At 61.7% G+C, this 25086-nt stretch carries 27 protein-coding genes; 12 read left to right on the top strand and 15 right to left on the bottom strand.

Translation table 11 applies throughout. The features are described 5' to 3' along the window. Nucleotides 1-107 precede the first annotated feature (107 nt). From ACIOMR_RS12965 to ACIOMR_RS12950, 4 genes are read left to right on the top strand one after another with little or no spacing between them, the layout of a single operon-like run. Nucleotides 108-1505 carry a COG3014 family protein gene (locus ACIOMR_RS12965; RefSeq protein WP_401194481.1) on the top strand — a complete coding sequence of 466 codons (1398 nt, stop codon included), beginning with the start codon at nucleotides 108-110 and terminating at the stop codon, nucleotides 1503-1505. Between the two features lie 10 nt (nucleotides 1506-1515). Further along, a complete protein-coding gene (locus tag ACIOMR_RS12960) occupies nucleotides 1516-1887 on the top strand; it encodes a YcfL family protein (protein WP_008439304.1) in 372 nt (123 codons plus the stop codon). Between the two features lie 35 nt (nucleotides 1888-1922). Further along, nucleotides 1923-2510 (top strand): penicillin-binding protein activator LpoB, encoded by a 588-nt coding sequence (gene lpoB / locus ACIOMR_RS12955; protein ID WP_003214026.1) that lies wholly within the window; start codon nucleotides 1923-1925, stop codon nucleotides 2508-2510. 3 nt (nucleotides 2511-2513) lie between these two features. Beyond that, on the top strand, nucleotides 2514-3257 hold the full coding sequence (locus ACIOMR_RS12950; RefSeq protein WP_401194477.1) for a penicillin-binding protein activator LpoB: 744 nt from the start codon (nucleotides 2514-2516) through the stop codon (nucleotides 3255-3257). A gap of 142 nt (nucleotides 3258-3399) precedes the next feature. Here ACIOMR_RS12950 and ACIOMR_RS12945 read toward each other — a convergent pair whose 3' ends face one another. From ACIOMR_RS12945 to ACIOMR_RS12935, 3 genes are all read right to left on the bottom strand, one after another. Further along, a complete protein-coding gene (locus ACIOMR_RS12945; protein ID WP_003208844.1) occupies nucleotides 3400-4032 on the bottom strand; it encodes a LysE family transporter in 633 nt (210 codons plus the stop codon). A 203-nt stretch (nucleotides 4033-4235) separates the two neighbouring features. Further along, nucleotides 4236-4799: a mechanosensitive ion channel family protein gene (locus ACIOMR_RS12940; protein ID WP_008439307.1), complete on the bottom strand. Its 564-nt coding sequence runs from the start codon at nucleotides 4797-4799 to the stop codon at nucleotides 4236-4238. Beyond that, nucleotides 4799-6709: an ATP-binding cassette domain-containing protein gene (locus tag ACIOMR_RS12935; protein ID WP_003208841.1), complete on the bottom strand. Its 1911-nt coding sequence runs from the start codon at nucleotides 6707-6709 to the stop codon at nucleotides 4799-4801. The genes ACIOMR_RS12940 and ACIOMR_RS12935 overlap by 1 nt, the downstream gene beginning before the upstream one ends. 50 nt (nucleotides 6710-6759) lie before the next feature. Here ACIOMR_RS12935 and ACIOMR_RS12930 point away from each other — a divergent pair, with 50 nt between their 5' ends. Beyond that, nucleotides 6760-7221: a TIGR02444 family protein gene (locus ACIOMR_RS12930; RefSeq protein WP_177035331.1), complete on the top strand. Its 462-nt coding sequence runs from the start codon at nucleotides 6760-6762 to the stop codon at nucleotides 7219-7221. Here ACIOMR_RS12930 and ACIOMR_RS12925 read toward each other — a convergent pair. Next, the gene (locus ACIOMR_RS12925) at nucleotides 7218-8471 is read right to left on the bottom strand and encodes an AlgP family protein (RefSeq protein ID WP_401194471.1); all 1254 of its coding nucleotides are present in this window, start codon (nucleotides 8469-8471) and stop codon (nucleotides 7218-7220) included. The genes ACIOMR_RS12930 and ACIOMR_RS12925 overlap by 4 nt on opposite strands. 192 nt (nucleotides 8472-8663) lie before the next feature. Here ACIOMR_RS12925 and ACIOMR_RS12920 point away from each other — a divergent pair, with 192 nt between their 5' ends. Further along, nucleotides 8664-9329 carry an FKBP-type peptidyl-prolyl cis-trans isomerase gene (locus ACIOMR_RS12920; RefSeq protein ID WP_008439319.1) on the top strand — a complete coding sequence of 222 codons (666 nt, stop codon included), beginning with the start codon at nucleotides 8664-8666 and terminating at the stop codon, nucleotides 9327-9329. A gap of 53 nt (nucleotides 9330-9382) precedes the next feature. On the opposite strand, the gene ACIOMR_RS12915 is transcribed toward ACIOMR_RS12920, so the two are convergent. From ACIOMR_RS12915 to ACIOMR_RS12885, 7 genes are all read right to left on the bottom strand, one after another. Then, a complete protein-coding gene (locus tag ACIOMR_RS12915; RefSeq protein ID WP_003208832.1) occupies nucleotides 9383-9841 on the bottom strand; it encodes an Rsd/AlgQ family anti-sigma factor in 459 nt (152 codons plus the stop codon). A gap of 206 nt (nucleotides 9842-10047) precedes the next feature. After that, a complete protein-coding gene (locus ACIOMR_RS12910; RefSeq protein WP_003208831.1) occupies nucleotides 10048-10569 on the bottom strand; it encodes a disulfide bond formation protein B in 522 nt (173 codons plus the stop codon). 237 nt (nucleotides 10570-10806) lie between these two features. Further along, a complete protein-coding gene (locus ACIOMR_RS12905) occupies nucleotides 10807-12048 on the bottom strand; it encodes a heme biosynthesis protein HemY (protein ID WP_401194466.1) in 1242 nt (413 codons plus the stop codon). A 5-nt stretch (nucleotides 12049-12053) separates the two neighbouring features. Beyond that, the gene (locus tag ACIOMR_RS12900; protein WP_003208826.1) at nucleotides 12054-13172 is read right to left on the bottom strand and encodes a uroporphyrinogen-III C-methyltransferase; all 1119 of its coding nucleotides are present in this window, start codon (nucleotides 13170-13172) and stop codon (nucleotides 12054-12056) included. Nucleotides 13173-13190: 18 nt separating this feature from the next. Beyond that, a complete protein-coding gene (locus ACIOMR_RS12895; protein ID WP_177031314.1) occupies nucleotides 13191-13958 on the bottom strand; it encodes a uroporphyrinogen-III synthase in 768 nt (255 codons plus the stop codon). After that, on the bottom strand, nucleotides 13955-14896 hold the full coding sequence (gene hemC, locus ACIOMR_RS12890) for a hydroxymethylbilane synthase (protein WP_008439333.1): 942 nt from the start codon (nucleotides 14894-14896) through the stop codon (nucleotides 13955-13957). The genes ACIOMR_RS12895 and hemC overlap by 4 nt, the downstream gene beginning before the upstream one ends. Before the next feature lie 138 nt (nucleotides 14897-15034). Beyond that, complete coding sequence (locus ACIOMR_RS12885) at nucleotides 15035-15781, bottom strand: LytTR family DNA-binding domain-containing protein (RefSeq protein ID WP_003208820.1); 747 nt, start codon at nucleotides 15779-15781, stop codon at nucleotides 15035-15037. Between the two features lie 562 nt (nucleotides 15782-16343). Here ACIOMR_RS12885 and argH point away from each other — a divergent pair. After that, nucleotides 16344-17738 carry an argininosuccinate lyase gene (gene argH, locus ACIOMR_RS12880; RefSeq protein ID WP_177123155.1) on the top strand — a complete coding sequence of 465 codons (1395 nt, stop codon included), beginning with the start codon at nucleotides 16344-16346 and terminating at the stop codon, nucleotides 17736-17738. 110 nt (nucleotides 17739-17848) lie between these two features. Here argH and ACIOMR_RS12875 read toward each other — a convergent pair whose 3' ends face one another. Then, nucleotides 17849-18508, bottom strand: coding sequence for a glutathione S-transferase family protein (locus tag ACIOMR_RS12875; RefSeq protein ID WP_003208816.1), 660 nt, complete (start codon nucleotides 18506-18508; stop codon nucleotides 17849-17851). Nucleotides 18509-18633: 125 nt separating this feature from the next. On the opposite strand from ACIOMR_RS12875, the gene ACIOMR_RS12870 reads away from it, so the two are divergent. The 3 genes from ACIOMR_RS12870 to ACIOMR_RS12860 all read left to right on the top strand — a co-directional run bounded on the left by ACIOMR_RS12870 (nucleotide 18634) and on the right by ACIOMR_RS12860 (nucleotide 22321). Next, nucleotides 18634-18918 carry a hypothetical protein gene (locus ACIOMR_RS12870; RefSeq protein ID WP_003208814.1) on the top strand — a complete coding sequence of 95 codons (285 nt, stop codon included), beginning with the start codon at nucleotides 18634-18636 and terminating at the stop codon, nucleotides 18916-18918. 148 nt (nucleotides 18919-19066) lie between these two features. Further along, on the top strand, nucleotides 19067-19315 hold the full coding sequence (locus ACIOMR_RS12865) for a TIGR02647 family protein (RefSeq protein ID WP_003208812.1): 249 nt from the start codon (nucleotides 19067-19069) through the stop codon (nucleotides 19313-19315). Between the two features lie 168 nt (nucleotides 19316-19483). After that, nucleotides 19484-22321: a class I adenylate cyclase gene (locus ACIOMR_RS12860; RefSeq protein ID WP_008439344.1), complete on the top strand. Its 2838-nt coding sequence runs from the start codon at nucleotides 19484-19486 to the stop codon at nucleotides 22319-22321. Nucleotides 22322-22332: 11 nt separating this feature from the next. Here ACIOMR_RS12860 and rnk read toward each other — a convergent pair whose 3' ends face one another. From rnk to cyaY, 3 genes are all read right to left on the bottom strand, one after another. Then, nucleotides 22333-22743 (bottom strand): nucleoside diphosphate kinase regulator, encoded by a 411-nt coding sequence (gene rnk / locus ACIOMR_RS12855; protein ID WP_401194457.1) that lies wholly within the window; start codon nucleotides 22741-22743, stop codon nucleotides 22333-22335. A gap of 131 nt (nucleotides 22744-22874) precedes the next feature. Beyond that, complete coding sequence (locus tag ACIOMR_RS12850) at nucleotides 22875-23093, bottom strand: DUF1289 domain-containing protein (protein WP_003208805.1); 219 nt, start codon at nucleotides 23091-23093, stop codon at nucleotides 22875-22877. A 2-nt stretch (nucleotides 23094-23095) separates the two neighbouring features. Beyond that, nucleotides 23096-23428: an iron donor protein CyaY gene (cyaY, locus tag ACIOMR_RS12845; RefSeq protein ID WP_003208803.1), complete on the bottom strand. Its 333-nt coding sequence runs from the start codon at nucleotides 23426-23428 to the stop codon at nucleotides 23096-23098. Nucleotides 23429-23667: 239 nt separating this feature from the next. Here cyaY and ACIOMR_RS12840 point away from each other — a divergent pair, with 239 nt between their 5' ends. Together ACIOMR_RS12840 and lysA are read left to right on the top strand one after the other, a co-directional pair. Further along, nucleotides 23668-23829: a lipoprotein gene (locus ACIOMR_RS12840; RefSeq protein WP_003208801.1), complete on the top strand. Its 162-nt coding sequence runs from the start codon at nucleotides 23668-23670 to the stop codon at nucleotides 23827-23829. Between the two features lie 9 nt (nucleotides 23830-23838). Continuing rightward, entirely contained in the window at nucleotides 23839-25086 is a 1248-nt protein-coding gene (gene lysA / locus ACIOMR_RS12835; protein ID WP_008439346.1) for a diaminopimelate decarboxylase, read from the top strand.

Below are 25086 nucleotides of genomic sequence, written 5' to 3'. Positions count from 1 at the left end.
GCTCCTCTTTTTATGAGGAATTGGCCGGATCGCAACGCCTTCCTGCCATTGGTGATTCGGCCCGACCAGCACATTCGGCCGATTACGTTCAGGGAAGAAGCTCTTCGATGGCATCTCGCGCCTTTACCTCGCTCGCGCTCGCGGCAGTGACCTTGCTGTCCGGTTGTTCGATGTTTCGCAGCTACGACACCGAGCTGCAAGCCACCAATCAGCAGTTGGCCACCGGCAACGTCGACGCCGCGCTGACGCTGCTTGAGAAGAACAACACCGGCGACGACAAGGACCTTCTCTACTACTTCGAAAAGGGTGAGTTGCTGCGCGCCAAGGGCGACCTGACCGGCAGCCAGGTCGCCTGGCGCAGCGCCGACCTGCAAGTCTACAAGTGGGAAGAGTCGGTCAAGTTCGACACCGACAAGTACCTCGCGCAGTTCGGCTCCTTCCTGGTCAATGACAAGGTCCGCCGTTACGAAGGCTACGACTACGAAAAGGTCATGCTGACCACCCAGATGGCCCTCAACCTGCTGGCGCTGAATGACTTCGACGGTGCCCGCACCGAGATCAAGAAGACCCACGAACGCGAAGCGGTGATTGCGGCCCTGCGGGACAAGGAATACCTCAAGAGCGAAAACGAGGCCGAGCGCCAGGGCATCGCAACCCAGTTCAAGGACCTGCGCGGCTACCCGGTGGAAAGCCTCAACGCCCCTGAAGTGGTAGGCCTGAAGAACAGCTACCAGAGCGCGTTCAGCCACTATCTGGCCGGCTTCGTCTACGAAGCCCTGGGCGAAAAAGACCTGGCCGCACCGGGTTATCGCAAGGCCGCCGAACTGCGCCCCAACACACCACTGCTGGAACAGGCCCTGCTCGACCTGGACAAATCCAAGGTCGGTGCGGACGAGACTGACGTGCTGATCGTGGTGCAAAGCGGCCTGGCGCCGGCCCGCGACTCGATTCGCCTGCCGTTGCCGATCCCCATCGACGGCCACCTGGTGATCACGCCACTGTCGTTCCCGGTGATCAAGCCCGACACCTCGACCGCGCCCTTCGCCCAGATCGGTGTCGACGGCCGGCAACAGAACCTCACTGCCCTCAACAGCACCACCGCCATGTCCCGCCGCGCCCTGCGGGATGACATGCCGGGGATCATCCTGCGCACCACCGTGCGCGCCGTCACTCGCGGCATCACCCAGAACAACCTGAACAAGACCAACCCGATGGCGGGCCTGGTACTCGGTATTGCCTCGGCCGTCACCGAAGGCGCCGACACCCGCACCTGGCGCACCCTGCCGGACATGACCCAGGTGACACGCCTGCGCCTCAAGCACGGCGAGCATCAGGTCAGCCTGCCCAACGCCCTGGGCGGCACGCTGGTGACGGTCAAGGCCGATCAACGCTACCAGGTGATCACCCTGCGCGTGGTCGGCAACCAGGTCTTCGCCGGCGGTCTTGCAGCCCAAGTGGTGCAGAACAATCCGCCCCAGGCCGTCGCCACTCTCAAACAACCTTAAGGAGCACGCTATGCGTCATTTCATCCTCGGCGCCCTGGCGCTGGTCCTGCTGGCCGGTTGCGCCACCCCGCCACCGCCGGAACCCGGAAGCGCCGCGAGCAAGATCGTGGTGATGGGCAAGTTCAAGGGCATCGCCGTCGGCGCCATCCGTGTCGCCCGGGAAAACGGTTTCCTGACCGCCAAGGTGCAGTTGAGCAACATCACCAGCAGCAACCAGATGATGTATTACCGCTTCGCCTGGCTGGGTGCCGACGGTTTCCCGGTGGGTGATGAAGAGACCTGGAAGGTGCTGAACCTCTACGCAAACCAGGCGACCTTCCTTCCGGCCATCGCCAACCTGCCCCAGGCTGCCGACTTCCGCCTTGAAGTGAAGACGCCTTGATCCACCCACTCATTCAGTTTCAGAGAGACATCCCCATGTTTGCACGCTTCTCGTTCCTCGCCGTGGTGGCCGTCCTGGCCAGCGGCTGCGCCAACACCTCGCCAGTCCTGGGCGGTAAAAACATCAGCTACGGCGACAGCAAGGCCGTGGAACTGGTGACCAACGAGTTCGGCTCCACCGACCTGCAGATGATCGCCGAAAGCATGACCCGCTCCCTGGCCCAGTCCGGCATCCTGCAAGGCCGCCCGGTGGTGCAGGTGTATGACGTGAAGAACAAGACCAGCGAGTACATCGATACCCGCGAGATCACCACGTCGATCAAGACCCAGCTGATGAAGACCGGCACCGCCCGCTTCGCCAGCGACAACACTGACATGCAAAGCCAGGTCGACCAGCTGAAGCTGCAGAACCAGAGCGGCCTGTATAAGAAGTCGACCGTCAGCAAGACCGGCAACATGGTCGCCGCCAAGTACCGCCTGGAAGGCTCCATCAGCTCCATCGTCAAGCGCAGCTCGGACTACAAGGACGTGTTCTACAAGTTCAGCCTGCAACTGGTCGACGTCGAAAGCGGCCTGGCCGAATGGATGGACGAAAAAGAAATCCGCAAGACCACGGAGCGCTAAGCAATGCGTGCATGGATCGGCATGATCGGCCTGCTGTGCGCCTTTGGCGCCTCGGCCGCACCGAAGATCGCGGTAACCGACCTGGCCTACGAGGCTCGCGTGGAGGAGTACATCCACCAGGTCGCGGCCAGCAATAATTTCCAGGCCAGCGCCTACAACGCCAGCGGCGCCTCGAGCTACAGCGAATACGAAAGTCGTGCCAGCTACATCGAGCAGACCGAGCTGCGCAAGTTCAGCGGCGACATCAAGGGGGAAATCCTCAAGTCGCGGCAGTTCCAGCTGGTGCAGGGCACGCCTTACACCGCGGACGCCAAGGGCGATGTGTATGACGTGATCAAGCGGATCAAGGCCGGTAACTTCAAGGGTGCGGACTACGTGCTGTTCGGCACCTTGTCGGACATCGACTTCACCCAGGACATCAACGCGCTGGACCACACCAACAGCTACTCGGCGGTGCTGGGCCTGACGCTGGTGGCGGATTTCAGCCTGATCAACACCCGCACCTTTGAGATCACCTCGGCGTTTACCGCCATGGGCGAAGGCCAGGACACCAAGCTGGTGAACAACCGTGACGTGCGCGTGAGCCTGAACCGGCCTCGCGTGGTGCGGGAAGTGTCGAAGGCGTTGGGCGAGGATGTGGCGCGGCAGTTGGCCGAACAACTCGGCGGTGGTTATCAGGAAGCACCTGGACAGCCTGCATTGCGCAATAACCTGCCACGGGATGAAGCGCCGAAGATCCTGCGCTGAACGAAAATCCCGCTACCGACATAAAACCAATGTGGGAGCGGGCTTGCTCGCGAATGCGGTGGGTCAGTCAATACATCTGGTGACTGACACTGCGCATTCGCGAGCAAGCCCGCTCCCACATTTTTTGATCCGGTTTCGTCAGTTACGCCGTTGCGCGATGCAGACTTGCGAGAAAGCCCGCCGCACCAACAAACAACCCGGCAAACGTACGGTTCATGCGCTTCTGCTGCTTCGGTGTGCGCAACAGGCGCAACACTTTCGAGGCGAGCCCGGTGTAGCCGGCCATCACGATCATGTCCACGCAGATCATGGTCGCGCCCAGGATCAGGTATTGGTTCAGCAGCGGCGCCTGCGGGTTCACGAACTGCGGCAGCACCGCCAGCATGAACACCAGGGCCTTGGGGTTGCTGGCGTTGACCAGGAACCCGCGGAACATCATCGCCATCGGCTTGCCGATCGGGCGAATCGCCGCGTCATCGCTCAGGTCGGTTGGCAGCGCGCGCCATTGCTTGATGGCCAGGTACACCAGGTACGCTACGCCAAACCATTTGATCGCATAAAACGCGGTGGAGGATGCGGCAAGAATCGCCCCCAGGCCACCGGCGACCACGGCAATCTGCATCGCCAGGCCCAATTGCAGGCCCAGGGCGTTCCAGTAACCGCGCAGGAAACCGTATTGCAGGCCGCTGGACATCGACGCAATGGCACCGGCGCCAGGGGAAAGACTGATGATCCAACTGGCCAGGAAAAAGGCCAGCCATGTGTCGAGCGCCATTACACACCTCAGAGCTTAGTTTGCTGAATGTTTCTAAACTAACGCTGCCGGCTGAGAAATGGCTAGAAAAATTTTGGGGTGCGCCTTTGTGGCGAGGGGGCTTGCTGTGGCGAGGGAGCTTGCTCCCGCTGGAGTGCGTAGCGCTCCCGGCTTTTTTTGGGGCTGCTACGCAGCCCAGCGGGAGCAAGCTCCCTCGCCACAGGTTAAGGCAGCACGTCGCTGCCGCGCCAACGGCGCACCGAGCGCTGGAAGAACAGGCTGTTGGGCACTTGCACCATGACACTGCCGGTTCCGGCCTCTTCCACTTCGATCAGCGTGGTGTAGAGCAGGTTGATCGCCACCACCCGGCCTTTGACGCCGGGCTTGTCGACGGTGTCCACCAACTCGACCACATCGCCCAGGCGGAACGGCCCGACGGTGAAGATCAGGATGGCGCACAGCAGGTTGGACAACACCGACCACATGGCGAAGAACGCCACCGCGGCCACCGCCACAAAACCCGACAACGCCGTCCACAACACCGTGGCAGAGACGCCCAGGCGCTCCAGCACGAAGATCAGCGCGCTGCCCATGATCAGCCAGCGCAGGCCGCCGCGCAGCGGCATCAGCAACTGCGGCGGGAACGGATAACGTTCCCCCAGGCGGTTCAGGCATTTGGCGACGAAACGCTGGGCGAGATAGCCGGCCAGCAGGATCAGCAGAATCTGTACGGCCACCCAGATCGGCGCGATCCATTGGGCCGGCAGCGGCAGTTGCAGCGCTTCCATCAGGACAGCGCCTCCAGCTCCGCTTGCAAGGATTCCAGCAGTTCGAGGGCTTCCATCCAGGTCTCCTCCAACTGCGCTTCACGTACCTTGAGCTTGGCCTGTTCGGCCAGCAGGTCGCGCAATTCATCCTTGCGGGCCGGCTCGTAGACGGCGCTGTCACCCAGGCTGGTTTCGATCTTCGCCAGCTTCTCGTGGATCTTGCCCAATTCGGCTTCCAGCTTGTCCGCTTCACGCTTGTGCGGGGCCAGTTGCTGACGCAATGCAGCCGCGGCCTGGCGCTGGGCCTTCTTGTCGGTCTTGTCCGGGTTGACCGGCGTGTTGCTGACCGGCGCGTTGCGCAGGCGGTAGTCCGACAGCCAACGGGCATAGTCTTCCAGGTCGCCGTCGAATTCCTCGACCTTGCCATCAGCCACCAGCAGGAAGTTATCCGTGGTGCTCTTGAGCAGGTGGCGATCGTGAGACACCACCAGTACCGCGCCGCTGAATTCCTGCAGGGCCATGGTCAACGCCAGGCGCATTTCCAGGTCGAGGTGGTTGGTCGGTTCGTCGAGCAGCAACAGGTTTGGCCGGTCCCAGGCGATCAGGGCCAGGGCCAGGCGGGCCTTTTCGCCACCGGAGAAATTCAGCACCGGCTCGTCAATGCGCGCACCACGGAAGTCGAAACCACCGAGGAAGTCCCGCAGGGTCTGTTCGCGTTCGGTCGGCGCCAGGCGCTGCAGGTGCAGCAGCGGGCTGGCCTTGGCGTCGAGGGAATCCAGCTGGTGCTGGGCGAAGTAGCCCACCACCAGGTTCTCACCGCGCACCAGGCGACCGGCCAGGGGCTGCAATTCGCCCGAGAGGTTTTTGATCAAGGTCGACTTGCCCGCGCCGTTGGGGCCGAGCAGGCCGATCCGCGCGCCAGGGGTGAGCTGCAACTTGACCTTCTCGAGGATGGTCTTGTCGCCATAGCCCAGGCGGGCATCGGAAAGGTCCAGCAGCGGGCTGGAGATTTTCACCGATTCGCGGAACACAAAGTCGAACGGTGAATCGACGTGGGCCGCCGACAGTTCTTCCATGCGCTCCAGGGCCTTGATCCGGCTCTGGGCCTGACGGGCCTTGGTGGCCTGGGCCTTGAACCGGGCGATGTAGCTTTCCATGTGCGCGCGCTGCGCCTGCTGCTTCTCGTAGGCCTGCTGTTGCTGGGCCAGGCGTTCGGCACGGGCGCGTTCGAAGGCGCTGTAGCCGCCGCGGTACAGGGTGATTTTCTTCTGGTCGACGTGGGCAATGTTGTCCACCACGGCGTCGAGGAAATCCCGGTCGTGGGAAATCAGCAGCAAGGTGCCCGGGTAGCTTTTCAGGAAGTCTTCCAGCCACAGGATCGCATCGAGGTCCAGGTGGTTGGTCGGTTCATCGAGCAGCAACAGGTCCGAGGGGCACATCAGCGCCTGGGCCAGGTTCAGGCGCATGCGCCAGCCACCGGAGAAGTCGGCGACCGGGCGGTCCATCTGTTCGTTGGTAAAGCCAAGGCCGGCAAGCATCTTGCGCGCACGCGCGTCGGCGGTGTAGCCGTCGGCGCTATCCAGTTCCGAGTGCAGGCGGGCCTGTGCGGCGCCGTCCTGGGCTTTCTCGGCCTCGGCGAGGTCGTGTTGCACCTGGCGCAGGCGCAGGTCGCCATCGAGCACGTAGTCGATCGCAATGCGGTCGAGGGTGTCGATCTCCTGGCGCATATGGGCGATGCGCCAGTCGGCCGGCAGCAGACAATCCCCGGAGTCGGGAGTCAGCTCACCCAGCAGCAAGGCGAACAACGTGGATTTGCCGGCGCCGTTGGCACCGATCAGGCCGGCTTTGTGACCGGCGTGCAGGGTCAGCTCGGCGTCTTCGAGAAGACGTTGCGGGCCACGCTGTAATGTTAGGCTTTGAAGTCGGATCATAATGGCGGCGGAGTCTACCAGCTTCGTTGGCCGCTGGCTTGGGTGTGAATATGTGCGCTGACCTGTGGAGCTTTGCCCTCTCGACCTACGCCCGCTCGGGCGTCGAGGACGCGTGCCTGCGCTTGCAGGCGCAAGGGGCTGATGTGTGCCTGGTGTTGTGCGGGTTGTGGCTGGAGCAGCGGGGTGTGGCGCCGGAAACGTCGCGCTTGCAGGCACTGCGGCAGATCGCCGGGCCGTGGCAGGCGGAGGTGGTTGAACCGCTGCGGCAAGTACGCACGCGATGGCGGGCCATGGCGCAGCAGGATGCTGAGCTGGGAGCGTTACGGGAGCGGGTCAAGGCTTTGGAATTGGATGCAGAAAGGCTGCTGCTATCACGCCTGGAAGGTGTGGCGCAGCGTTGGCCGATGGCCGAGGTGAATCATCAAGCATGGGTTGAAGGACTGGCGGCCGAAGCCGCCAACCTTGACCACGACGCGCTGCATCAGCTGCGCGCCGCGGTTACCGGCACTTAGGAAGCGCTGGTTGGGGTGACGCTTGGCGCTGCCGGTGCAGGCGTGCTGCTGGCCGGAGCGGTTGGCGCTGTGGTGCTGGCAGCAGGTGCAGCCGGGGTCGCAGGCTTCGCAGCTGGAGTAGCTGGTTTGGCTGGTGCTGGCTTGGCGGCTGGTTTGGCAGCAGCAGGTTTGGCGGCCGGCTTGGCAGCTGGTTTCGCAGCAGCAGGTTTAGCGGCCGGCTTCGCGGCTGGTTTTGCAGCAGCAGGTTTAGCGGCTGGCTTCGCAGCTGGTTTTGCAGCAGCAGTTTTAGCGGCTGGCTTGGCAGCTGGTTTTGCAGCAGCAGGTTTAGCGGCTGGCTTCGCAGCTGGTTTTGCAGCAGCAGTTTTAGCAGCTGGCTTCGCGGCTGGTTTTGCAGCAGCGGGTTTAGCGGCTGGCTTCGCAGCTGGTTTCGCAGCAGCGGTTTTAGCAGCTGGCTTCGCGGCTGGTTTCGCAGCAGCGGTTTTAGCCGCTGGCTTGGCAGCTGGTTTTGCAGCAGCGGTTTTAGCAGCTGGCTTGGCGGCTGGTTTTGCAGCAGCGGTTTTAGCGGCTGGCTTGGCAGCTGGTTTTGCAGCAGCGGTTTTAGCGGCTGGCTTGGCAGCTGGTTTTGCAGCAGCGGTTTTAGCGGCTGGTTTGGCAGCTGGTTTTGCAGCAGCGGTTTTAGCAGCTGGCTTGGCAGCTGGTTTTGCAGCAGCAGTTTTAGCCGCTGGTTTGGCAGCCGATTTAGCCGGTGCTTTTGCCGCAGGCTTGGCCGCAGCTTTTGCAGGTGCCTTGGCAGCGACGGCCTTGCTGGCTGGTTTTTTCGCCGCGCTGGCTGCAACAGCTTTAGCCGGAGCACGGGTGCTCAGCACTTTGCCTACAGCTTCCTTCACACGACCAACACCCTGGGCCAATTTCAGGCTCTCGGAAGCATCACGCTTGAGTTGGGAAATGTAGGTGCGGGTTTCGGATTGACGATCCTTGAGGGCGTCGAGCAAGTCCTCAAGTTCTTTGACGGCGTCCTTGGCCTTGGCTTGTGCCTTGGCTTTGCCAGCGGTCGCTGCGCCTTGCAGTTTGGTGCGGGATTTGTGCAGTTTTTCCTGAGCTTTGCCGCGTTGTTTTTCAAGCTTGGCGAGCAACTTCTCAGCATCAGCCAAGGCTTGTGAACAGGCGCTTTCCAAATGTTCGAGCAGGCTGCCCGAAAGTTGTTGGAGCAAATGCAACGGGGTATTTACAGGCTTCTGTTTGGCCGACATGGTTTACCTCCTGGCTGACGTGGGTGCGGCTCATACTAGCCCTCTGCTCTTACCGCCGCTAGGGCATGTTGACAGTATCGATTGGCTTGCGTTGCACCGCACGAAAATTCTTATTGATATAACGAAAATCCACGCCACTTTTTAAGCATTCACACTGGCATAATCCATCGCACTTTCGGCTGGAGAACGCCCATGTCGCGTTACCTTTTTTTAGTGTTGAGCGTGGTGCTTTGCGTGGCCAACGCAAGCGAGAAATCCCCCTCCAAAGATGACCACGACCTGGCCTACAGCCTGGGCGCGAGCCTGGGTGAGCGCCTGCGCCAGGAGATGCCTGGGTTGCAGGTAGAGGCGCTGATCGACGGACTCAAACAGGCCTATCAAGGTAAGCCACTGGCCCTGGACGACACACGCATCGAACAGATCCTTGCCCAGCACGAAGCACAAAACGCGCCGGACAATCGAGCACCACAAAGTGAAAAGGCACTCGCTGCCGAGCAACAATTTTTAGCCAGTGAGAAATCCAAAAGTGGTGTGCGTGAATTGGCAGACGGCATCCTGCTGACCGAACTGACCCCTGGCAGCGGGAAGAAACCGGCGGCCGATGATCGCGTGCAAGTGAATTATGTTGGGCGGTTACCCGACGGGACCGTCTTCGACAAGAGCACACAACCTCAGTGGTTTCGCCTGGACAGTGTGATCAGTGGCTGGCGCAGTGCGTTGCAACAGATGCCGGTGGGCGCGAAGTGGCGCCTGGTGATTCCATCCGACCAAGCCTATGGCGCTGATGGCGCAGGCGAACTGATCCCGCCTTATACGCCGCTGGTATTCGAGATCGAATTGCTCAAGGCGGGCGCCTGAGCCCAAACGAAAAACGGTGCGCAATGCGCACCGTTTTCTTGTGTCGGGGGGAGTCAGGCCTTAGCCGTCAACTCTTCCTTGTGAGCGTTGTGCAGCACTTCGATCAGGCAATCTTCCAGCTCGAAACGCTCGTGAAGCAAACCACCCAGCTCTTTGAATTTTTCTGCAACGCACTGGCCGGCATCACACAGGTCGTTGAACGCCAGCAGCTTCTCGGTGATGACATCGATGCGCGGGTAAATCGTCTCCGCCAAATCGAGGCCACGTTGATCGTCGAAAGCCTCGGCCTCTCTGGTCAACTGCTCGTAGATACCGAAGTGCCCCGCCGATACGTAGTCCACCAATACGCCGCAGAATTCCTGCAACGGCTTGCGGTTCTCGCTGAGCGCTTCGGGCTTGGCACCGAGAGCATCAAAGGCCCGAACCAGTTCGTGACGCGCTTTCAACCAACCATCGATCAGTTTGTGCACCCCACCCCAGCGTTCCTGAGCATTCTGACAACGTTCCAGCATGATGATCTCTCTTCCCTATAGGGGCGCCGCACGCTGCCCGCGCAACACTTCAAGGTTAAAGCGGCAACCGGGCAAAGGTGCATCGAACAGTCTGTTTCAATAACGCGTGCGGGCCAGATTATGCCCGCACGACTATGTCATCAAGGTACGCAGGAGAGAAAGTTCATACAAGTGTTTAATCCCTTCCTACAACCTGCGGTTACCTGTCAGTGCCGTGCAAGGCCAAAACGCTGGCTCAGCAGCAACCGCGAGAACTGCGCGATGCCAAGGATCAGCATCGCCACGAAGAACAGCAGGCTCCACTCGGGAATACTCAAGTCGAACAGCGTCCAGTTGATTTCCACGCAGTCAACGGTGCCCTTGAAGATCAAGGCCAACGTCTCTCTCAGCGACAGGTTCTCGATCATGGATTGAAGGCCGGGCCAACAGGCAGGCAACTGTTCCGGCGGCGTATTTTGCAGCAGCACCTGGCGTACGGCAGTAATGGCGCCCAGCACTGCACACCCCATGCTCGCCGCCCAATACAGGTAGATCCCGGACCGCTTCGGCCCATGAATCGCTGCCACGAGATTGATCAGCGTGAAGGCAGCCACAAGAATTCGTTGCACCTGGCACAGGAAACAAGGCCGCAAAAGCGCGGCGTATTCCAGGTAAAAGGACGCGCCCAGCGTCAGCGCACCAGCCAGGAACGCCAGGAGGAACAGGGAGCGTGAGGGGGCCAAAGACATTGTTTATCCGCAACGCAAGAGATAGGTAGTTACGGTAGAGGAAAGACCTTACCCCTTTCAATACGCGCCAGAGCAGACGATTCCGCGAGAGCGTAGGGATATCCCGTCAGAAGGCGAGCGATTAAACGCGCGTCTACGTAGGAGTTTACTACAAGCCGTATTGACTACAGCTATTGGGCGTTATTGAAGGGTTGGCCACCAGACAATTCTGAGGCAACCCTTACTCTGTTTCCTACTTCAAACCCGTGCCGGCACCGGCAGCGGTGACGCCAGCAAACGCTTGTCCAGCAAGCCCAGGCCTTCCTGGAACAACTGGTTGCTGCGCTCGGTGTCGCCCAACTGCGCCAGCAGGCGTGCCAGCTCGGCGCAGGCCTCAGGGTTGCGCTGCACCTGCAGGCTGCTTTCAAGGTAGTCCCGCGCCTTGCCCCACAAGCTGTTTTGCAGGCACAGGCGCCCCAGGGTCAGCAGCAGGCTGGCATCGCCTGGATGGTCCTTGAGCCAGCCTTCGGCGAACTTCAACTGCTTCGCCGGATCGCTGCCACGCAGCAGCCCGTAGAGCCGGATCAGATGACTGTCGTACTCGCGCTTGAGGGCACCGCGCAGCACTTCTTCGGCCTTGGCGTCCGCGCCCAACTGGCGCAGTTGTTCGGCGTACGCCAGCACCAGTTGCGGCTCCTGGCGCTGGGCCGAAGTCAGTTGTTGCCAGGCCAGCTCCAGGGATTGCTGCCCGGCCTCGCCCTGCTCTTCGCGCTGGGCAGCCAGGGTCAGGTTCTCGCCCCAGGCGCGTCGCTCCAGGTCGGCCAACTCGGCAGGCGGCAACACCTTGTCCTTGCGCAACTCCGGCAACAGCCGGATTACCGAAGACCAATCGCCACGCTGTTGATACAGCCGCTGCAGTTGGCGCAATACCTGGACGTTATGCGGATGACGCTCATGCATGGCCTGCAGGGTGACCAGGGCGCCATCGGTGTCACCGCGGTCCATCTGCAACTGCGCATGACTCAAGGCTACCGCCAGTTCGGCCTGGGGCTGGCGCTCAAGCGCGCGTTCCAGCAGGCCATCCGCTACCTCATAACGGCCCTGTTCGTTGGCCGCACGGGCCGCGCCGAGGTAGTAGAGCAATGGCTGGCGTTCGGCTTCGGCCGCACGGTGCAAGTGGCGCTCGGCACTGGCCCAGCGCCCTTCGGCGAGGTCCATCTGGCCCTGCTCGATGGCAACCTGGACCCGACGGCTGCGGTTGCGCCGCGACCACGGATTGACCACGCCACCCGAGGTCAGCACCAGGCCCAGCAGCACCCTGGCCAAATAGATCACCAGGCCGATGGCAAACAACGCCACCAGCGTCGACCACAGCCCGGACTCGTAATGCAGCACATGGGGATAGGTAATCAGCACGTAGCCAGTATGTTTCGAAATGCCCACGGCCAGTGCCAGGGCGATCGCAATCGCCAGCACCAGGATCACATAGAAGCGCTTCATCGGCTTTACTCCTGGGTCGCCGGCTTGCCAGCGGAAGCCTTGGCTTCCTCGGCAGACAGGTGGCGACGGTCAAGGTAAGCCTGCACGGCAGCCAGGCTCGCGGCCAGGTCCGGCGTGACCACCGAGACGGCCTTGGGCTCAAGCTCGGCAATACGGGCCAGCATGGCTTTGCTTTGCGGGTTGTCTTGATTGAAGTTGTCCTGCAACACGCTGCGAGCCTCGCCCAGGGATCGGCTGTACACCGCCGGCTCGCCGTTGAGCGCCGCCCATTGCGCCTGCTCAAGTGCAAGGCTCAGGGCCAGGCGCACCTGGTTCAGGCCTTGCCCTGCCAGGAGCGGGCGAATGTTGTCATCAGGATTGAAGTCGATGCGGAAATACCGCGAGATCTGCGCCCACCACTGACTCCAACGGCTGTCCGTGTCGGTGGTCGGACGCCCATCATTGGCCGCTTCAGGGAGTTGGTATTCCGGCGCGATGGCCGCCAACTGCACGACCTGATCGCGCAATGCCGCCAGTTGCAGGTACAGCCCGGTACGGTCGGGCTGTTCGATATTGCGCAACGCGGCGAGGCTCTTGGCCAACTGCTCACGGGCGGCGTAGGAGCCAGGGTCACTTTGTTCGCGGAGGATTTCGTCAGCGCCCTGGACCAGTGCCTGGGCACTGTTGATGTCCTGCAAGGCGGAAAGACGCAGGCTGGCCAGGCGGATCAAGTGCTCGGCCTCGGCCAGGCGCCAGTCCTGGCGGCTGGCCCCCAGCACGGTTTCCAGGCGCTGGCTCAGGCGTTGTTGATCACCCTGCAATTGCGCCACCAGCCGGCGACGCTCTTCCAGCTCATCGGCGCCGGGCAGTTGCCCCAGACGGGCCGACAGCTGCTGCTGGCTCTGCTTGAGGCTCTGGGATTGGTCGTCCAGGGTTTGCACTTGGCCCAGCTGTTGCTGGCTGCTCGCCTGCAGTGCGCGGACCTGCCAGATCCCCCAGCCACCGGCGGCAACGCCGGCGGCGCCGAGCAACAAGGCCACGATGGCCAGGCCGTTGCCACGGCGCGGGGCGGTGGTGACCGGTGTCTCAACAGGCGCATCAAGCGCGGGCTGAGCTTCATCTTTAGGCAAGGCTGTTTCGCTCACGTATCCATCCTTTGCGTATTAGAGAGTGGGAACGGAAACACTCCGTAACGCCACTAACAAAGCCGCGGCACTGGCGCCACGACAATCCACAACTTCTTTCGCGCCAGCGGCACGCGCCATCTCGGCGACTCGCGGGCTGGGCACGAACAACGGCAGCTGTGCCACCTGGGGCCAATCTGTACCGGCCAGCGCTTGCAGGTGTAAAAAACCCTGCCCACTGCTGACCACCACGCCGTTCAAGCGTTCCACGTTTATGCGCTGGGTCAGCGTCGCACGGTCGTAGTCCGGCAGGAAACGGCGATACAACTCCAGATAGTCGACACTAGCACCTTGCTCGCGTAAACGCTCAGCCAGCAGCTCTCGCCCGCCCTCGCCCCGCAGGATCAGCACCCGGGCGCAGGGCTTCGAGATAGCCTCGCGCAAGGCGACCAGTTCAAGCAAGGCTTCACTGTCGTCGCCGTCGTGGGGATAACTGACATCAAGGCCATGCTCGGCCAACACCTGCGCCGTAGCAGCGCCGACACTGAACCACGGTAACGCCGGCGGTTGCGGCCAGTGTTGAGCCAACAACTGCAAGCCCAGGCGCGCGGCCGGCTTGCTCACCACGATCACCGCGCAATAGCGGTCCAGCTCGCGAAAAACAGTCTGTTGTTCAGGCGTGACAGGCAGCGCTTCAACCTCCAGCAACGGCAGGCTGCTGCTGAAAACACCTTCTTCGGATAACGTCGCCGCCAGGGCCGCCGACTCCTCGGCAGGCCGCGTCAGCAGCACACGCCATTGCATCACTGCGGCCCGGCCTCGCCGTACACCGCTTGCAGAATGGCACCGGCGCCTTTTTCCAGCAGTTCCTCGGCGACCTTGATACCCAGGCTGGTGGCCTCGCTTTGCGGCCCGCGAATCTCTGCGGTGAGCAACAACCCACCACTCGGGTCGCCCACCAGGCCACGCAGCCAGAGGTTCTCGCCCTCAAGCACGGCGTAACAGGCGATCGGTACCTGGCAGCCACCATTGAGGTGCTTGTTCAGGGCACGTTCGGCGGTGACGCGAATTTCGGTGTCCTGGTGATCCAGCGGCTTGAGCAGCGCATGAATTTCGCTGTCGGCGGTGCGGCATTCAATGCCCACAGCGCCCTGCCCGCCGGCCGGCAAGCTGTCTTCGACGCTGATGGCCGAGGTGATGCGGTCTTCAAAGCCCAAGCGGATCAAGCCGGCTGCCGCGAGAATGATCGCGTCATATTCACCGGCGTCGAGCTTGGCCAGGCGAGTATTGACGTTGCCCCGCAGGAAGCGGATTTGCAGGTCCGGGCGGCGGGTCAGCAACTGCGCCTGGCGACGCAGGCTGGAGGTGCCGACGACGCTGCCCAGCGGCAGCTCATCCAGGGAGGCGTAGGTATTGGAAACGAAGGCATCGCGGGGGTCTTCGCGCTCGCAGATGCAAAAAAGGCCCAGGCCTTCGGGGAAGTCCATGGGCACATCTTTCATAGAATGCACGGCGATGTCGGCTTCGTTCTCCAGCAGCGCAGTTTCCAGCTCCTTGACGAACAGGCCCTTGCCGCCGATTTTCGACAGTGGAGAATCAAGCAGCTTGTCGCCGCGACTGACCATGGGCACCAGGGACACCTTGAGGCCGGGATGGGCCTGCTCAAGGCGTGCTTTGACGTATTCGGCCTGCCATAAGGCCAGGGCGCTTTTACGGGTGGCGATGCGGATTTCGCGAGAGGACATGGATCAATCCGTACTGAATAGATACGGCAGATAATAACAGCTCAGGCAAATGCGCTTTGATTTGAATCAGCAAGTGCGGGGCCTCCCTGGCCGCGTCGCACCGGGATATGGGCGGTGAAGCTCGCGTCAGCCCTCGGGCTAAAGCTGCTGCATCATCTTGCGCACGCCGGCGACATGGCGCCGGCTGACGATCAACGCGTCACCGTTGAGGCCCTTCAGGAACAGCTGAAAATGCCCAAGCGGCGTGCGCTGCAGACGCTCGATGCGCTCCCGTGCCACCAGCGCGTTGCGGTGGATGCGCACAAAACGGTCGCCAAATTCGTCTTCCAGCGCCTTGAGTGGCTCATCGAGCAGCACTTCACCAGCCTCGTGACGCAAGGTCACGTACTTGTGATCGGCGATGAAGTAGACCACCTGGTCCAGGGGAATCAACTCGATGCCCTTGCGGGTACGGGCGCTGATATGGCTGCGTGGCCCATTGCCGCCCTGGGCTGCGGGCTGGGTCAAGGCTGCCAGTTGGACACGATTGGGCCGCTCGGCCTTTTTCAAGGCGCGAAGCAACGCATCGGCATTGATCGGCTTGACCAGGAAACTGGCGCCGCTGGCATCCAGGGCCTCGGAAGAGAACTCATCCTGGGAGGCGCACAGCACCACCGAAGGCGGCGATTCTCGCTCGCTCAGGCGGGCAGCCACCTGCAAGCCATCAAGGCCCGGCATGCGGATGTCGAGCAACACGACGTCCGGCTTGAGGCTGTCAATAAGGGCCAAGGCTTCCTCGCCACTGGTGGCGCTCGGCTCAAGGACATTGTAACCCTCAAGTTCACTGACCAAACGGCTCAGTCGCTCGCGGGCTTGGGGTTCGTCATCAACGATCAGGACATTCATATTGCGCTGGATTCCTGCGTGAGTCTCGCACAAGGATAGCGTAGACAGGTGCGGTGACTTCCGTCACGGCGATCCACGCTAAGACTAGCGCGAGCGGCAAAAAGTGCCCCGAGAGTGGCACCAATATTTACCCGGACCTGTTCAATCGCGCCCAAAGCCTGCTGCCTTCGGGCATCGTCGTAGGGTTTGCTGATACACAATACGAACACCCCCTCTCTAATGGATAGCCTGGAGTTCGACCTCATCGCCCGGCATTGGTGCAGTGCACCTTCCGTCAGCGCGAAGCTCTATCAGTGCAACTGTAGACGCTGGCGAAGACGATATTGCTCAATCGTCAAATATCGTTTCAATAAACACGCTTTGTTTGACCAAGGACCGCAAGTTTCCCCCCCGATCGGTCCTGGCTCCAGTCTCGTCCTGCGCGAGTCCGGGGGCAAGGCACTTAGCCATCTTGGAAACAAATAAAAATGCCCCGCCCCGGCATCGTCGCCTCCGGGGGCAACCCTGTTATTATCGGCGCCACACTTTCATGCCCTCTTTCCAGCAGATCACGAGCGAATCCATGAGCACCGACAAGACCAACCAGTCCTGGGGCGGCCGCTTCAGTGAACCCGTCGACGCCTTCGTCGCGCGCTTCACCGCCTCCGTCACTTTCGACCAGCGCCTCTACCGCCACGACATCATGGGCTCGATCGCCCACGCCACGATGCTGGCCAAGGTCGGCGTGCTGACCGACGCCGAGCGCGACAGCATCATCGACGGCCTGACCACCATCCGTGGCGAGATCGAAGCCGGTACCTTCGACTGGCGCGTCGACCTGGAAGACGTGCACATGAACATCGAGGCCCGCCTCACCGACCGCATCGGTGTGACCGGCAAGAAACTGCACACCGGTCGCAGCCGTAACGACCAGGTGGCTACCGATATCCGCCTGTGGCTGCGGGACGAGATCGACCTGATCCTGGCAGAAATCACCCGCCTGCAAAAAGGCCTGCTGGAGCAGGCAGAGCGTGAGTCCGGCACCATCATGCCCGGCTTCACCCACCTGCAGACCGCACAGCCTGTGACGTTCGGCCACCACCTGCTGGCCTGGTTCGAAATGCTCAGCCGCGACTACGAGCGCCTGGTGGACTGCCGCAAGCGCGCCAACCGCATGCCTCTGGGCAGCGCTGCACTGGCTGGCACCACCTACCCGATCGACCGCGAATACACCGCGCATCTGCTGGGTTTCGACGCCGTGGGCGGCAACTCCCTGGACGGCGTGTCGGACCGTGACTTCGCCATCGAATTCTGCGCCGCGGCCAGCATTGCGATGATGCACTTGTCGCGCTTCTCCGAAGAGCTGGTGCTGTGGACCAGCGCGCAATTCCAGTTCATTGACCTGCCGGACCGCTTCTGCACCGGCAGCTCGATCATGCCGCAAAAGAAAAACCCCGACGTGCCCGAGCTGGTACGCGGCAAGAGCGGCCGTGTATTCGGTGCGCTGATGGGCCTGTTGACCCTGATGAAAGGCCAGCCGCTGGCCTACAACAAGGACAACCAGGAAGACAAGGAACCGCTGTTCGACGCCGCCGATACCCTGCGCGACTCGTTGCGTGCCTTTGCCGACATGATCCCGGCGATCAAGCCCAAGCACGCCATCATGCGTGAAGCGGCCCTGCGCGGTTTCTCCACCGCCACCGACCTGGCGGACTACCTGGTACGCCGTGGCCTGCCGTTCCGCGACTGCCACGAGATCGTCGGGCATGCCGTGAAGTACGGCGTGGACACCGGCAAGGACCTGGCGGAAATGAGCCTGGAAGAACTGCGCCAGTTCAGCGACCAGATCGAGCAGGACGTGTTTGCGGTGCTGACCCTGGAAGGCTCGGTGAATGCCCGTAACCATATCGGCGGGACTGCGCCGGCGCAGGTGAAGGCTGCCGTGGTTCGCGGCCAGGCATTGCTCGCCAGCCGCTAAAAGCTTCGCGAGCAAGCCCGCTCCCACATTCGACTGCATTCCAAAGGTGGAACTCGGTCAAATGTGGGAGCGGGCTTGCTCGCGAAAGCCTCATCACAAACACCCAAGATCTATTTCTTGGCAGCAATCATCGCCATAAACGCCGGCATCGCCGCTTCCTTGTCCGCCGCCACCCGCTGGGCATTCGGCAGCGCCTGCAAGCGCTCCAGCAACGCCTTGGCCTTCGGCAACTCAGCCAACAGATCCAGCCCGAACAGCTTCCCGGCCACGGCACAGGCCAGGTCCACGCTGTACACAAAATACAAATCCGCAATCGTGAAGCTGTCTCCTGCCACATACGGCGCAAACTTCCCGTGCCGCCCCAGCGATGCGATCCCCAGCAATAACTCCGCCCTGGACTTTTCCTTGATCGCCTCCGGCACCGGCATTCCGAAAAACGCCTCGGCAAAACACGCCCGGGCCGGCAACTCGATGTACAGCTCGATTTCCCTGCACAACGCCAGCACCTGGGCGCGCTGGAACGGCTCGCTCGGCAGCAGCGATCGTCCGCCCTGGGTCTGTTCGAGGTATTCGAGGATCACGCTGGTTTCGTTGATAAACCCTTGCTCGACACCCAGCACCGGCACCTTGCCCCGGGGGCTCACGGCTAAGGCTTCAGGGGTCTGGCCTGCGTAGAACGGCACCTCTTCGAAGGGCAGCCCTTTCTCCAGCAGCGCCAGTTTGACCATGTTGTAGTAGTTGCTGACCGAAAATCCATAAAGCTTGAGCATCACAAAGCCTCCAGGCCGTGTACGGGGTTGGCAGCAGTGGTTATAGATCGGGAGGCCGCGCCTGGCCAGCAGCATCAGCCGAGTGAATGGGGGTAGACTGGCGCCCTTTCCTCCAGGAGCCTGCCATGAGCGAGCCAACCGATATCGACAACGACGAAGAAGAGTTCGCCGAGACCACCTTGATTGAAGCGATCGAAAACCAGATCGAAAGCGACAACCCGCCCGCCGCCAAGGCCACGTTCAACAAGCTGACCCTGGTGGGCTACGAGCGCGAAGACATCCTGCAAATGATGGCCCACGTCCTCGCCATCGAAATTGACGCGCTGCTCGAAGAAGATCGCGCCTTCAATACCGAATGGTATGAAACTGCGTTGCGTGCGCTGCCGGAGCTGCCGCCCGAGAAGCAATAAGCCTCACACCGCGCTGGCCAGCAAACTCTTGCTGGCCACAATCCTGCCCCACATCAACACCGCATGAGTTCCGACTGGACAGCTCGCCCAAGTGCGTTCACCTTATGGCTGCTAACGTCTAAAAATTCCTAGAAAGTCTGGAGTCCTTATGTCGTATACCCCTGAGTTGGTTGCCGAACTGGAAATCCTTGCACTCTTCAACCTGGGCAGCTCCCAGGAAGGTCTGAAAGTTCATCAGACTGCCGCTCCCACTGCCATTGCCGCCGCCCGGCGCCTGTTTGATAAAGACCTGATCGACCAGCCAGACGGTGGTTACCTCACCAGCCTCGGCCGGGACGCTGCCGAACACGCACAAAGCCTGCTGACTATTCTGACGACCGCCAAAGAAGCCGCCTGACACCTCGTATCGCCCACGGGATCCTCTCTTCACGGATTCCGCGGGCATTCCCGCGCCCGGGATAAAATTCCGGCGTCAAAAACAAATTCCCTCTAAACCTCCTACGCTACTGGCTGTAAACTCCCACACGGCCGCCCACGTCGGGCCCTGCGAGCCACCGAGTTCGACATGACCCGCACCCACGAAATCCGCCCCGACCTGGACGAAGGCATCGACCGCAAGGTGCTGGCCCAGTTACGCGCGCGGTTTCTGGCCCTGAACGAAGGCCGCATGGCCCGGGCCGTCGAAGGACTGACACCACGCCAGCAAAGCGTATTGACCCTGCTGCCGCTGTTTTTCCACGTAAATCACCCGCTGTTGCCGGGCTATGTGTCGGGCAGCACGCCGGCCGGCCTGTCGAATTTTGAACCCGACGCGCAAGCCTTGGCCGAGGCCCAGCGCCTGACCCGCACGTTTTCCTACAAGCCCCGCCACGGCAACCCACCGCGGCCGATTCATGGCCTGTTCCTGATGGGCAGCCTGGGCACCCTGGCCCAGGCCGATCAAAGTGATATGGACGTGTGGGTCTGCCATGCGGCCGATCTCAGCGAGAACGAGCTGGCCGAGTTGCGCAAGAAATGCCAACTGCTCGAAACCTGGGCCCTGAGCATGGGCGCCGAGGCGCACTTCTTCCTGATCGAGCCGACGCGGTTTATCCAGGGCGAGCGCGACAGCCAACTGAGTTCAGAAGACTGCGGCACCAGCCAGCATTACCTGCTGCTGGACGAGTTCTACCGCACCGCCATCTGGCTGGCCGGGCGCACGCCGATCTGGTGGCTGGTGCCGGTGTACGAAGAAACCCGCTATGCCGACTTCACCCACGCGCTGATTTCCAAACGCTTTATTCGCGCCGATGAAACCCTCGACCTGGGCCACCTGGCGCACATCCCGCCGGGTGAATTTATCGGTGCCGGCTTGTGGCAGTTGTTCAAGGGCATCGAATCGCCCTACAAATCAGTACTGAAACTCCTGCTGACCGAGGTCTACGCCAGCGAGCACCCGAAGGTGCAGTGCCTGAGCCTGCGCTTCAAGCGCGCTGTGTTTGCCAATCAGCTGGACCTGGACGAGCTGGACCCGTACATCGTCGTCTACCGCCGGATCGAGGAGTACCTCAAGGCCCGTAATGAGCCGGAACGCCTGGAACTGGTGCGGCGCAGCCTGTACCTGAAGGTCAACCGCAAGCTCAGCGCGGGCCAGCGCACCGGGTGGCAGCGTTTGCTGCTGGAGCGCCTGGCCAGCGAATGGGGTTGGGACCAGCGCCAACTTGCCCTGCTGGACAGCCGCAGCCAATGGAAAGTCCGCCAGGTGGCCTCCGAGCGCCGGGCGCTGGTCAACGAGCTGAACTACAGCTATCGCTTCCTGACCCAGTTTGCCCGCACCGAACAGACCGTCAGCCTGATCAACAAGCGCGATCTCAATGTGCTGGGCCGGCGCCTGTACGCCGCCTTCGAGCGCAAGGCCGGCAAGGTCGAGTTCATCAACCCCGGCATTGCGCCCGACCTTGCCGAAGACACCCTGACCCTGGTGCAGTCGCCCAACCGCAAAGAGCCCGGCCAGCATCATTGGGGCTTGTACAACGGCAGCCTGACCGCTCTGGAATGGGAGCACTTCGCGCCGATCAAGCGCAGCCGCGATTTGCTGGAAATGCTCACCTGGTGCCACCGCAACGGCGTGATCGACAGCAGTACCCGCCTGGCGCTGCATCCCGGCAGCAGTGACATGACCGAATTCGAGCTGTTCAACCTGCTGGGCAGCCTGCAACAAACCGTCGTCCTGCCCCTGGCCAGCGTCGATGAAGACCGCCTGCTGCGCTCGGCAGTGCCCGAGGAAGTGCTGCTGCTTATCAACGTCGGCGTCGACCCGCTCAAGCATCACCGGGACTTGAACATCCTGATGACCACCGAGCGCACCGACTCCCTGAGTTACGCGGGCGTACGGGAAAACCTGGTGCTGACCCTGGACCAGGTCACGCTCAACAGTTGGAACGAGGTGATGGTCAGCCGCTATGACGGCCCCCACGCGCTGCTCGATTGCCTGCGCGACTACCTCAATCAGCTACCGCCCAATCACTTGCCGCGCTTGCGGGTGCGCTGTTTCTGCCACAACCGCGCGCAGTTCATTGCCCAGCGCGTGGAGGAAATCTTCGACACCGCGCAAAACCTGCTGCTGGGCCAGGAAAACCACCGCTACCTGGTGCAGGTGCAACAGCACTACCACGTGATGGAGCTGACACCCGGCCAGGCCAACCATGTGTCACTGGCGACCCAGGACGCGCTGATCGCCTACCTCAGTGAGGAACTGGCCAGCTACAGCCCGCTGCACCTGGACACCATGGCCCTGGAAGACCACGACCTGGCGCTGCTGCTGCCCATGGGCCTGCCCGACTGTGTGCAGGTGTTCTACCGGATCAACGACGGAGTTGCCGAGCTGTACGTGCTGGATGAGTTCAACGCGCTCTGGCAGCAGCGCCTGCCGTTCCACGACGAGCAAAGCCTGTTGGTGCCGTTGCAGCGCTTCCTGCAGTCGATCATTTATCGCCGCGACGCGCTGCTGCCGCTGGACCCGCAACAGCCCTTCGGCGCGGTGCAAATCCTGTATTACCAGCTGTTGCCGTCAGGCAGCGGCCGCGCACGTCGGGCCGAACCGCGCCCAGCGCCGCAAACCCCGGCCAATAAGCCGTTCTACGACGTGCAGGCGATTATCGGCAAGGCAGCACCGGGCCAGGTGGGGATCACCTTGTACTGCAATCAACGAGAGTTTTCCGAGCTGGAATTTGGCGACCAACTGTTTGCGGTGGTCGCCCAGCAAATCGTCGGGCAACGCCGGGAAGCCGAGCGTTACCGCTGCTACATCACCGATCTGGACCTGTCCGGCCTGCTCGGTGATGTTCAAAGCCCGAGCAATCTGTACCTGCGCTACAAGGCTGATCTGGAACTGGCGCTCAATGAAGCGCTGAACCAGGTTTAACGCCACTCGGCTTAAAGAGAGAACACGCCGCCGTCTTTTGGCTGGCCTTCAACGCTGAGCAATTCAAGCTTGAGGGTCTTGCCACCCGGTGCTGGCCAGTCGATGTGCTGGCCGACTTGCAGGCCCAGCAATGCACTGCCCACCGGCGCCAGGATCGAGATTTTGCCTTCGTCGGCGTTCGCGTCCTTGGGGTAGACCAGGGTCAGGTGATAGTCCTTGCCACTGCCTTGTTCACGGCAATGCACGCTGGAGTTCATGGTCACGACAGATGCAGGCACTTCATCGTGGCCAACCACTTCTTCGGCGCGGTCGAGTTCGTGTTGCAGGGCTTCAACGCCCGGCGACGCCTCGCCGACACGGTCGATCAGTTGCTCAAGACGCTGCACGTCAAGACGGGTGAGGATGATGGAAGGTGCGGTCATGATTCAGGCAGACTCCTTTTTTCTGCACAAAAAAGCAAAACCCCGCCAGGAAAAGGCGGGGTTCTCACGGACCTCGATGAGTTGAGGTGTATCCGGACACTACCACAGCACAATAAATAAACAAGACGGCCTCAGGCGCAGGTCCTGCGCTGCTCGGCCTGGGCGACGATCACGCGGCGTCGCGCATCGTCGGCAGAGCGCCATTCGCGGATGTCTTCCACATGACGGAAGCAACCGAGGCAGACTTTGTGCTCATCCAGCCGACATAAACTGATACAAGGTGACGGCACCGCCGGGCTGACATTGCTGAACAGCGGCTTGGGCGGGCGTACGGGAACGGGCTGCGTCACGATCAGATCTCGTCGAAGTCCAGCTCGACGCCGGCTTGTTCCTGGGTGAGGCGCGCGAGCATTTCGCTCAGCAGCTCATCGGTGGTGTCGTGGGTCCAGCGTTTTTCTTCTTCATCGTAATCGAAGTGGAAACCACCGGAACGCGCCGCCAGCCATAGCTGACGCAGGGGCTCCTGGCGGCTGAAAATCAATTGGGTGCCATTTTCAAACTTGACGGTGAGCACACCGGCCGAGTTCTCCAGGTCCACATCCAGACCGCTGTCGTCGAAAATATCCTCCAGCGCTTGCTGGGTCGCATCCACCAGGTCGTGAAAACGCGCTTCGGTCAAACTCATTGTGGGAACCTCGAAAAGTGTCTGGTCTCGCTCAAGCGCCGCACAATACGGACGCGCCATCATGATTGCAAAGGATACCGATTTCATTACCCACAGCCGTGTGAATTATCCTCGATTGGTGTAAGCACAATCGCAACAAACTCGGCAAAGCGCCGCCGGACGGGTATTTCGGCGCATAGGCAATCCGGCGGGTGGTCGGTATACTCGGGCGCAATTAATGCATATTCAAGGATTTCGCCATGAAGCGCCTGATCTCTTCCCTTGCTGCGCTCGTCGCGGTCGCTTGCCTCGTTAGTGCCTGTGGTCAAAAAGGCCCGCTGTATCTGCCCGATGACAGCAAAGACCCGAATGAACAGGCGCAATCGTCGCAAACCAAAGCGCACAAGCACGACACCTACTAAGGGAACATCATGGACGCTTTTAACTACCGGGACGGCGAGCTGTTCGCGGAAGGTGTCGCGCTGTCCGCCATCGCCGAGCGCTTTGGTACCCCGACCTACGTGTACTCCCGTGCCCACATCGAAGCGCAATACCGCTCCTTTGCCGATGCGCTGGAAGGCACGCCGAGCCTGGTGTGCTTCGCCGTAAAAGCCAACTCCAACCTGGGTGTACTCAATGTCCTGGCGCGCCTGGGCGCCGGTTTCGACATCGTGTCCCGGGGCGAGCTTGAGCGTGTACTGGCCGCCGGCGGCAAGGCTGACAAAATTGTGTTCTCCGGTGTCGGCAAGAGCCGCGAAGACATGCGCCGCGCCCTGGAAGTTGGCGTGCACTGCTTCAACGTCGAATCCACCGACGAGCTGGAGCGCCTGCAAGTGGTGGCCGCCGAGATGGGCGTTCGCGCGCCGATCTCCCTGCGGGTCAACCCGGACGTCGACGCCGGCACTCACCCGTACATTTCCACCGGTCTCAAAGAGAACAAGTTCGGCATCGCCATTGCCGACGCCGAGGACGTGTACATCCGCGCCGCGCAGTTGCCGAACCTGGAAGTCTTGGGTGTCGACTGCCATATCGGCTCGCAACTGACCAGCCTGCCACCGTTCCTCGACGCCCTCGACCGCCTGCTGGCGCTGGTCGACCGCCTCGGCGAGTGCGGCATCTACCTGCACCACATCGACCTCGGTGGCGGCGTGGGTGTGCGTTATCGCGATGAAGAGCCGCCGCTGGTGTCCGACTACATCAAGGCCGTGCGCGAGCGCCTCGAAGGCCGCGACCTGACGCTGATGTTCGAGCCGGGCCGCTACATCGTCGCCAACGCCGGCCTGCTGCTGACCCAGGTCGAGTACCTCAAGCACACCGAGCACAAGGATTTCGCCATCGTCGACGCGGCGATGAACGACCTGATCCGTCCGGCGCTGTACCAGGCCTGGATGAATGTGACGGCCGTCAAGCCACGCGCAGGCGAAGGCCGCAGCTACGATATCGTCGGCCCGATCTGCGAGACCGGCGACTTCCTGGCCAAGGAACGTCAGTTGGCCCTGGAAGAAGGCGACCTGCTGGCCGTGCATTCGGCCGGTGCCTATGGGTTTGTCATGAGCTCCAACTACAACACCCGCGGGCGTACCGCCGAGGTGCTGGTGGACGGTGATCAAGCGTTTGAAGTGCGTCGCCGCGAGACGGTAGCCGAGTTGTTTGCTGGCGAAAGCCTGCTGCCGGAGTAA

Source organism: Pseudomonas sp. NPDC087814 (assembly GCF_044742865.1).
GTDB lineage: Bacteria > Pseudomonadota > Gammaproteobacteria > Pseudomonadales > Pseudomonadaceae > Aquipseudomonas.
Note: the sequence above shows the minus strand (reverse complement) of the source record. Positions and strands in the feature narration are given on the sequence as shown.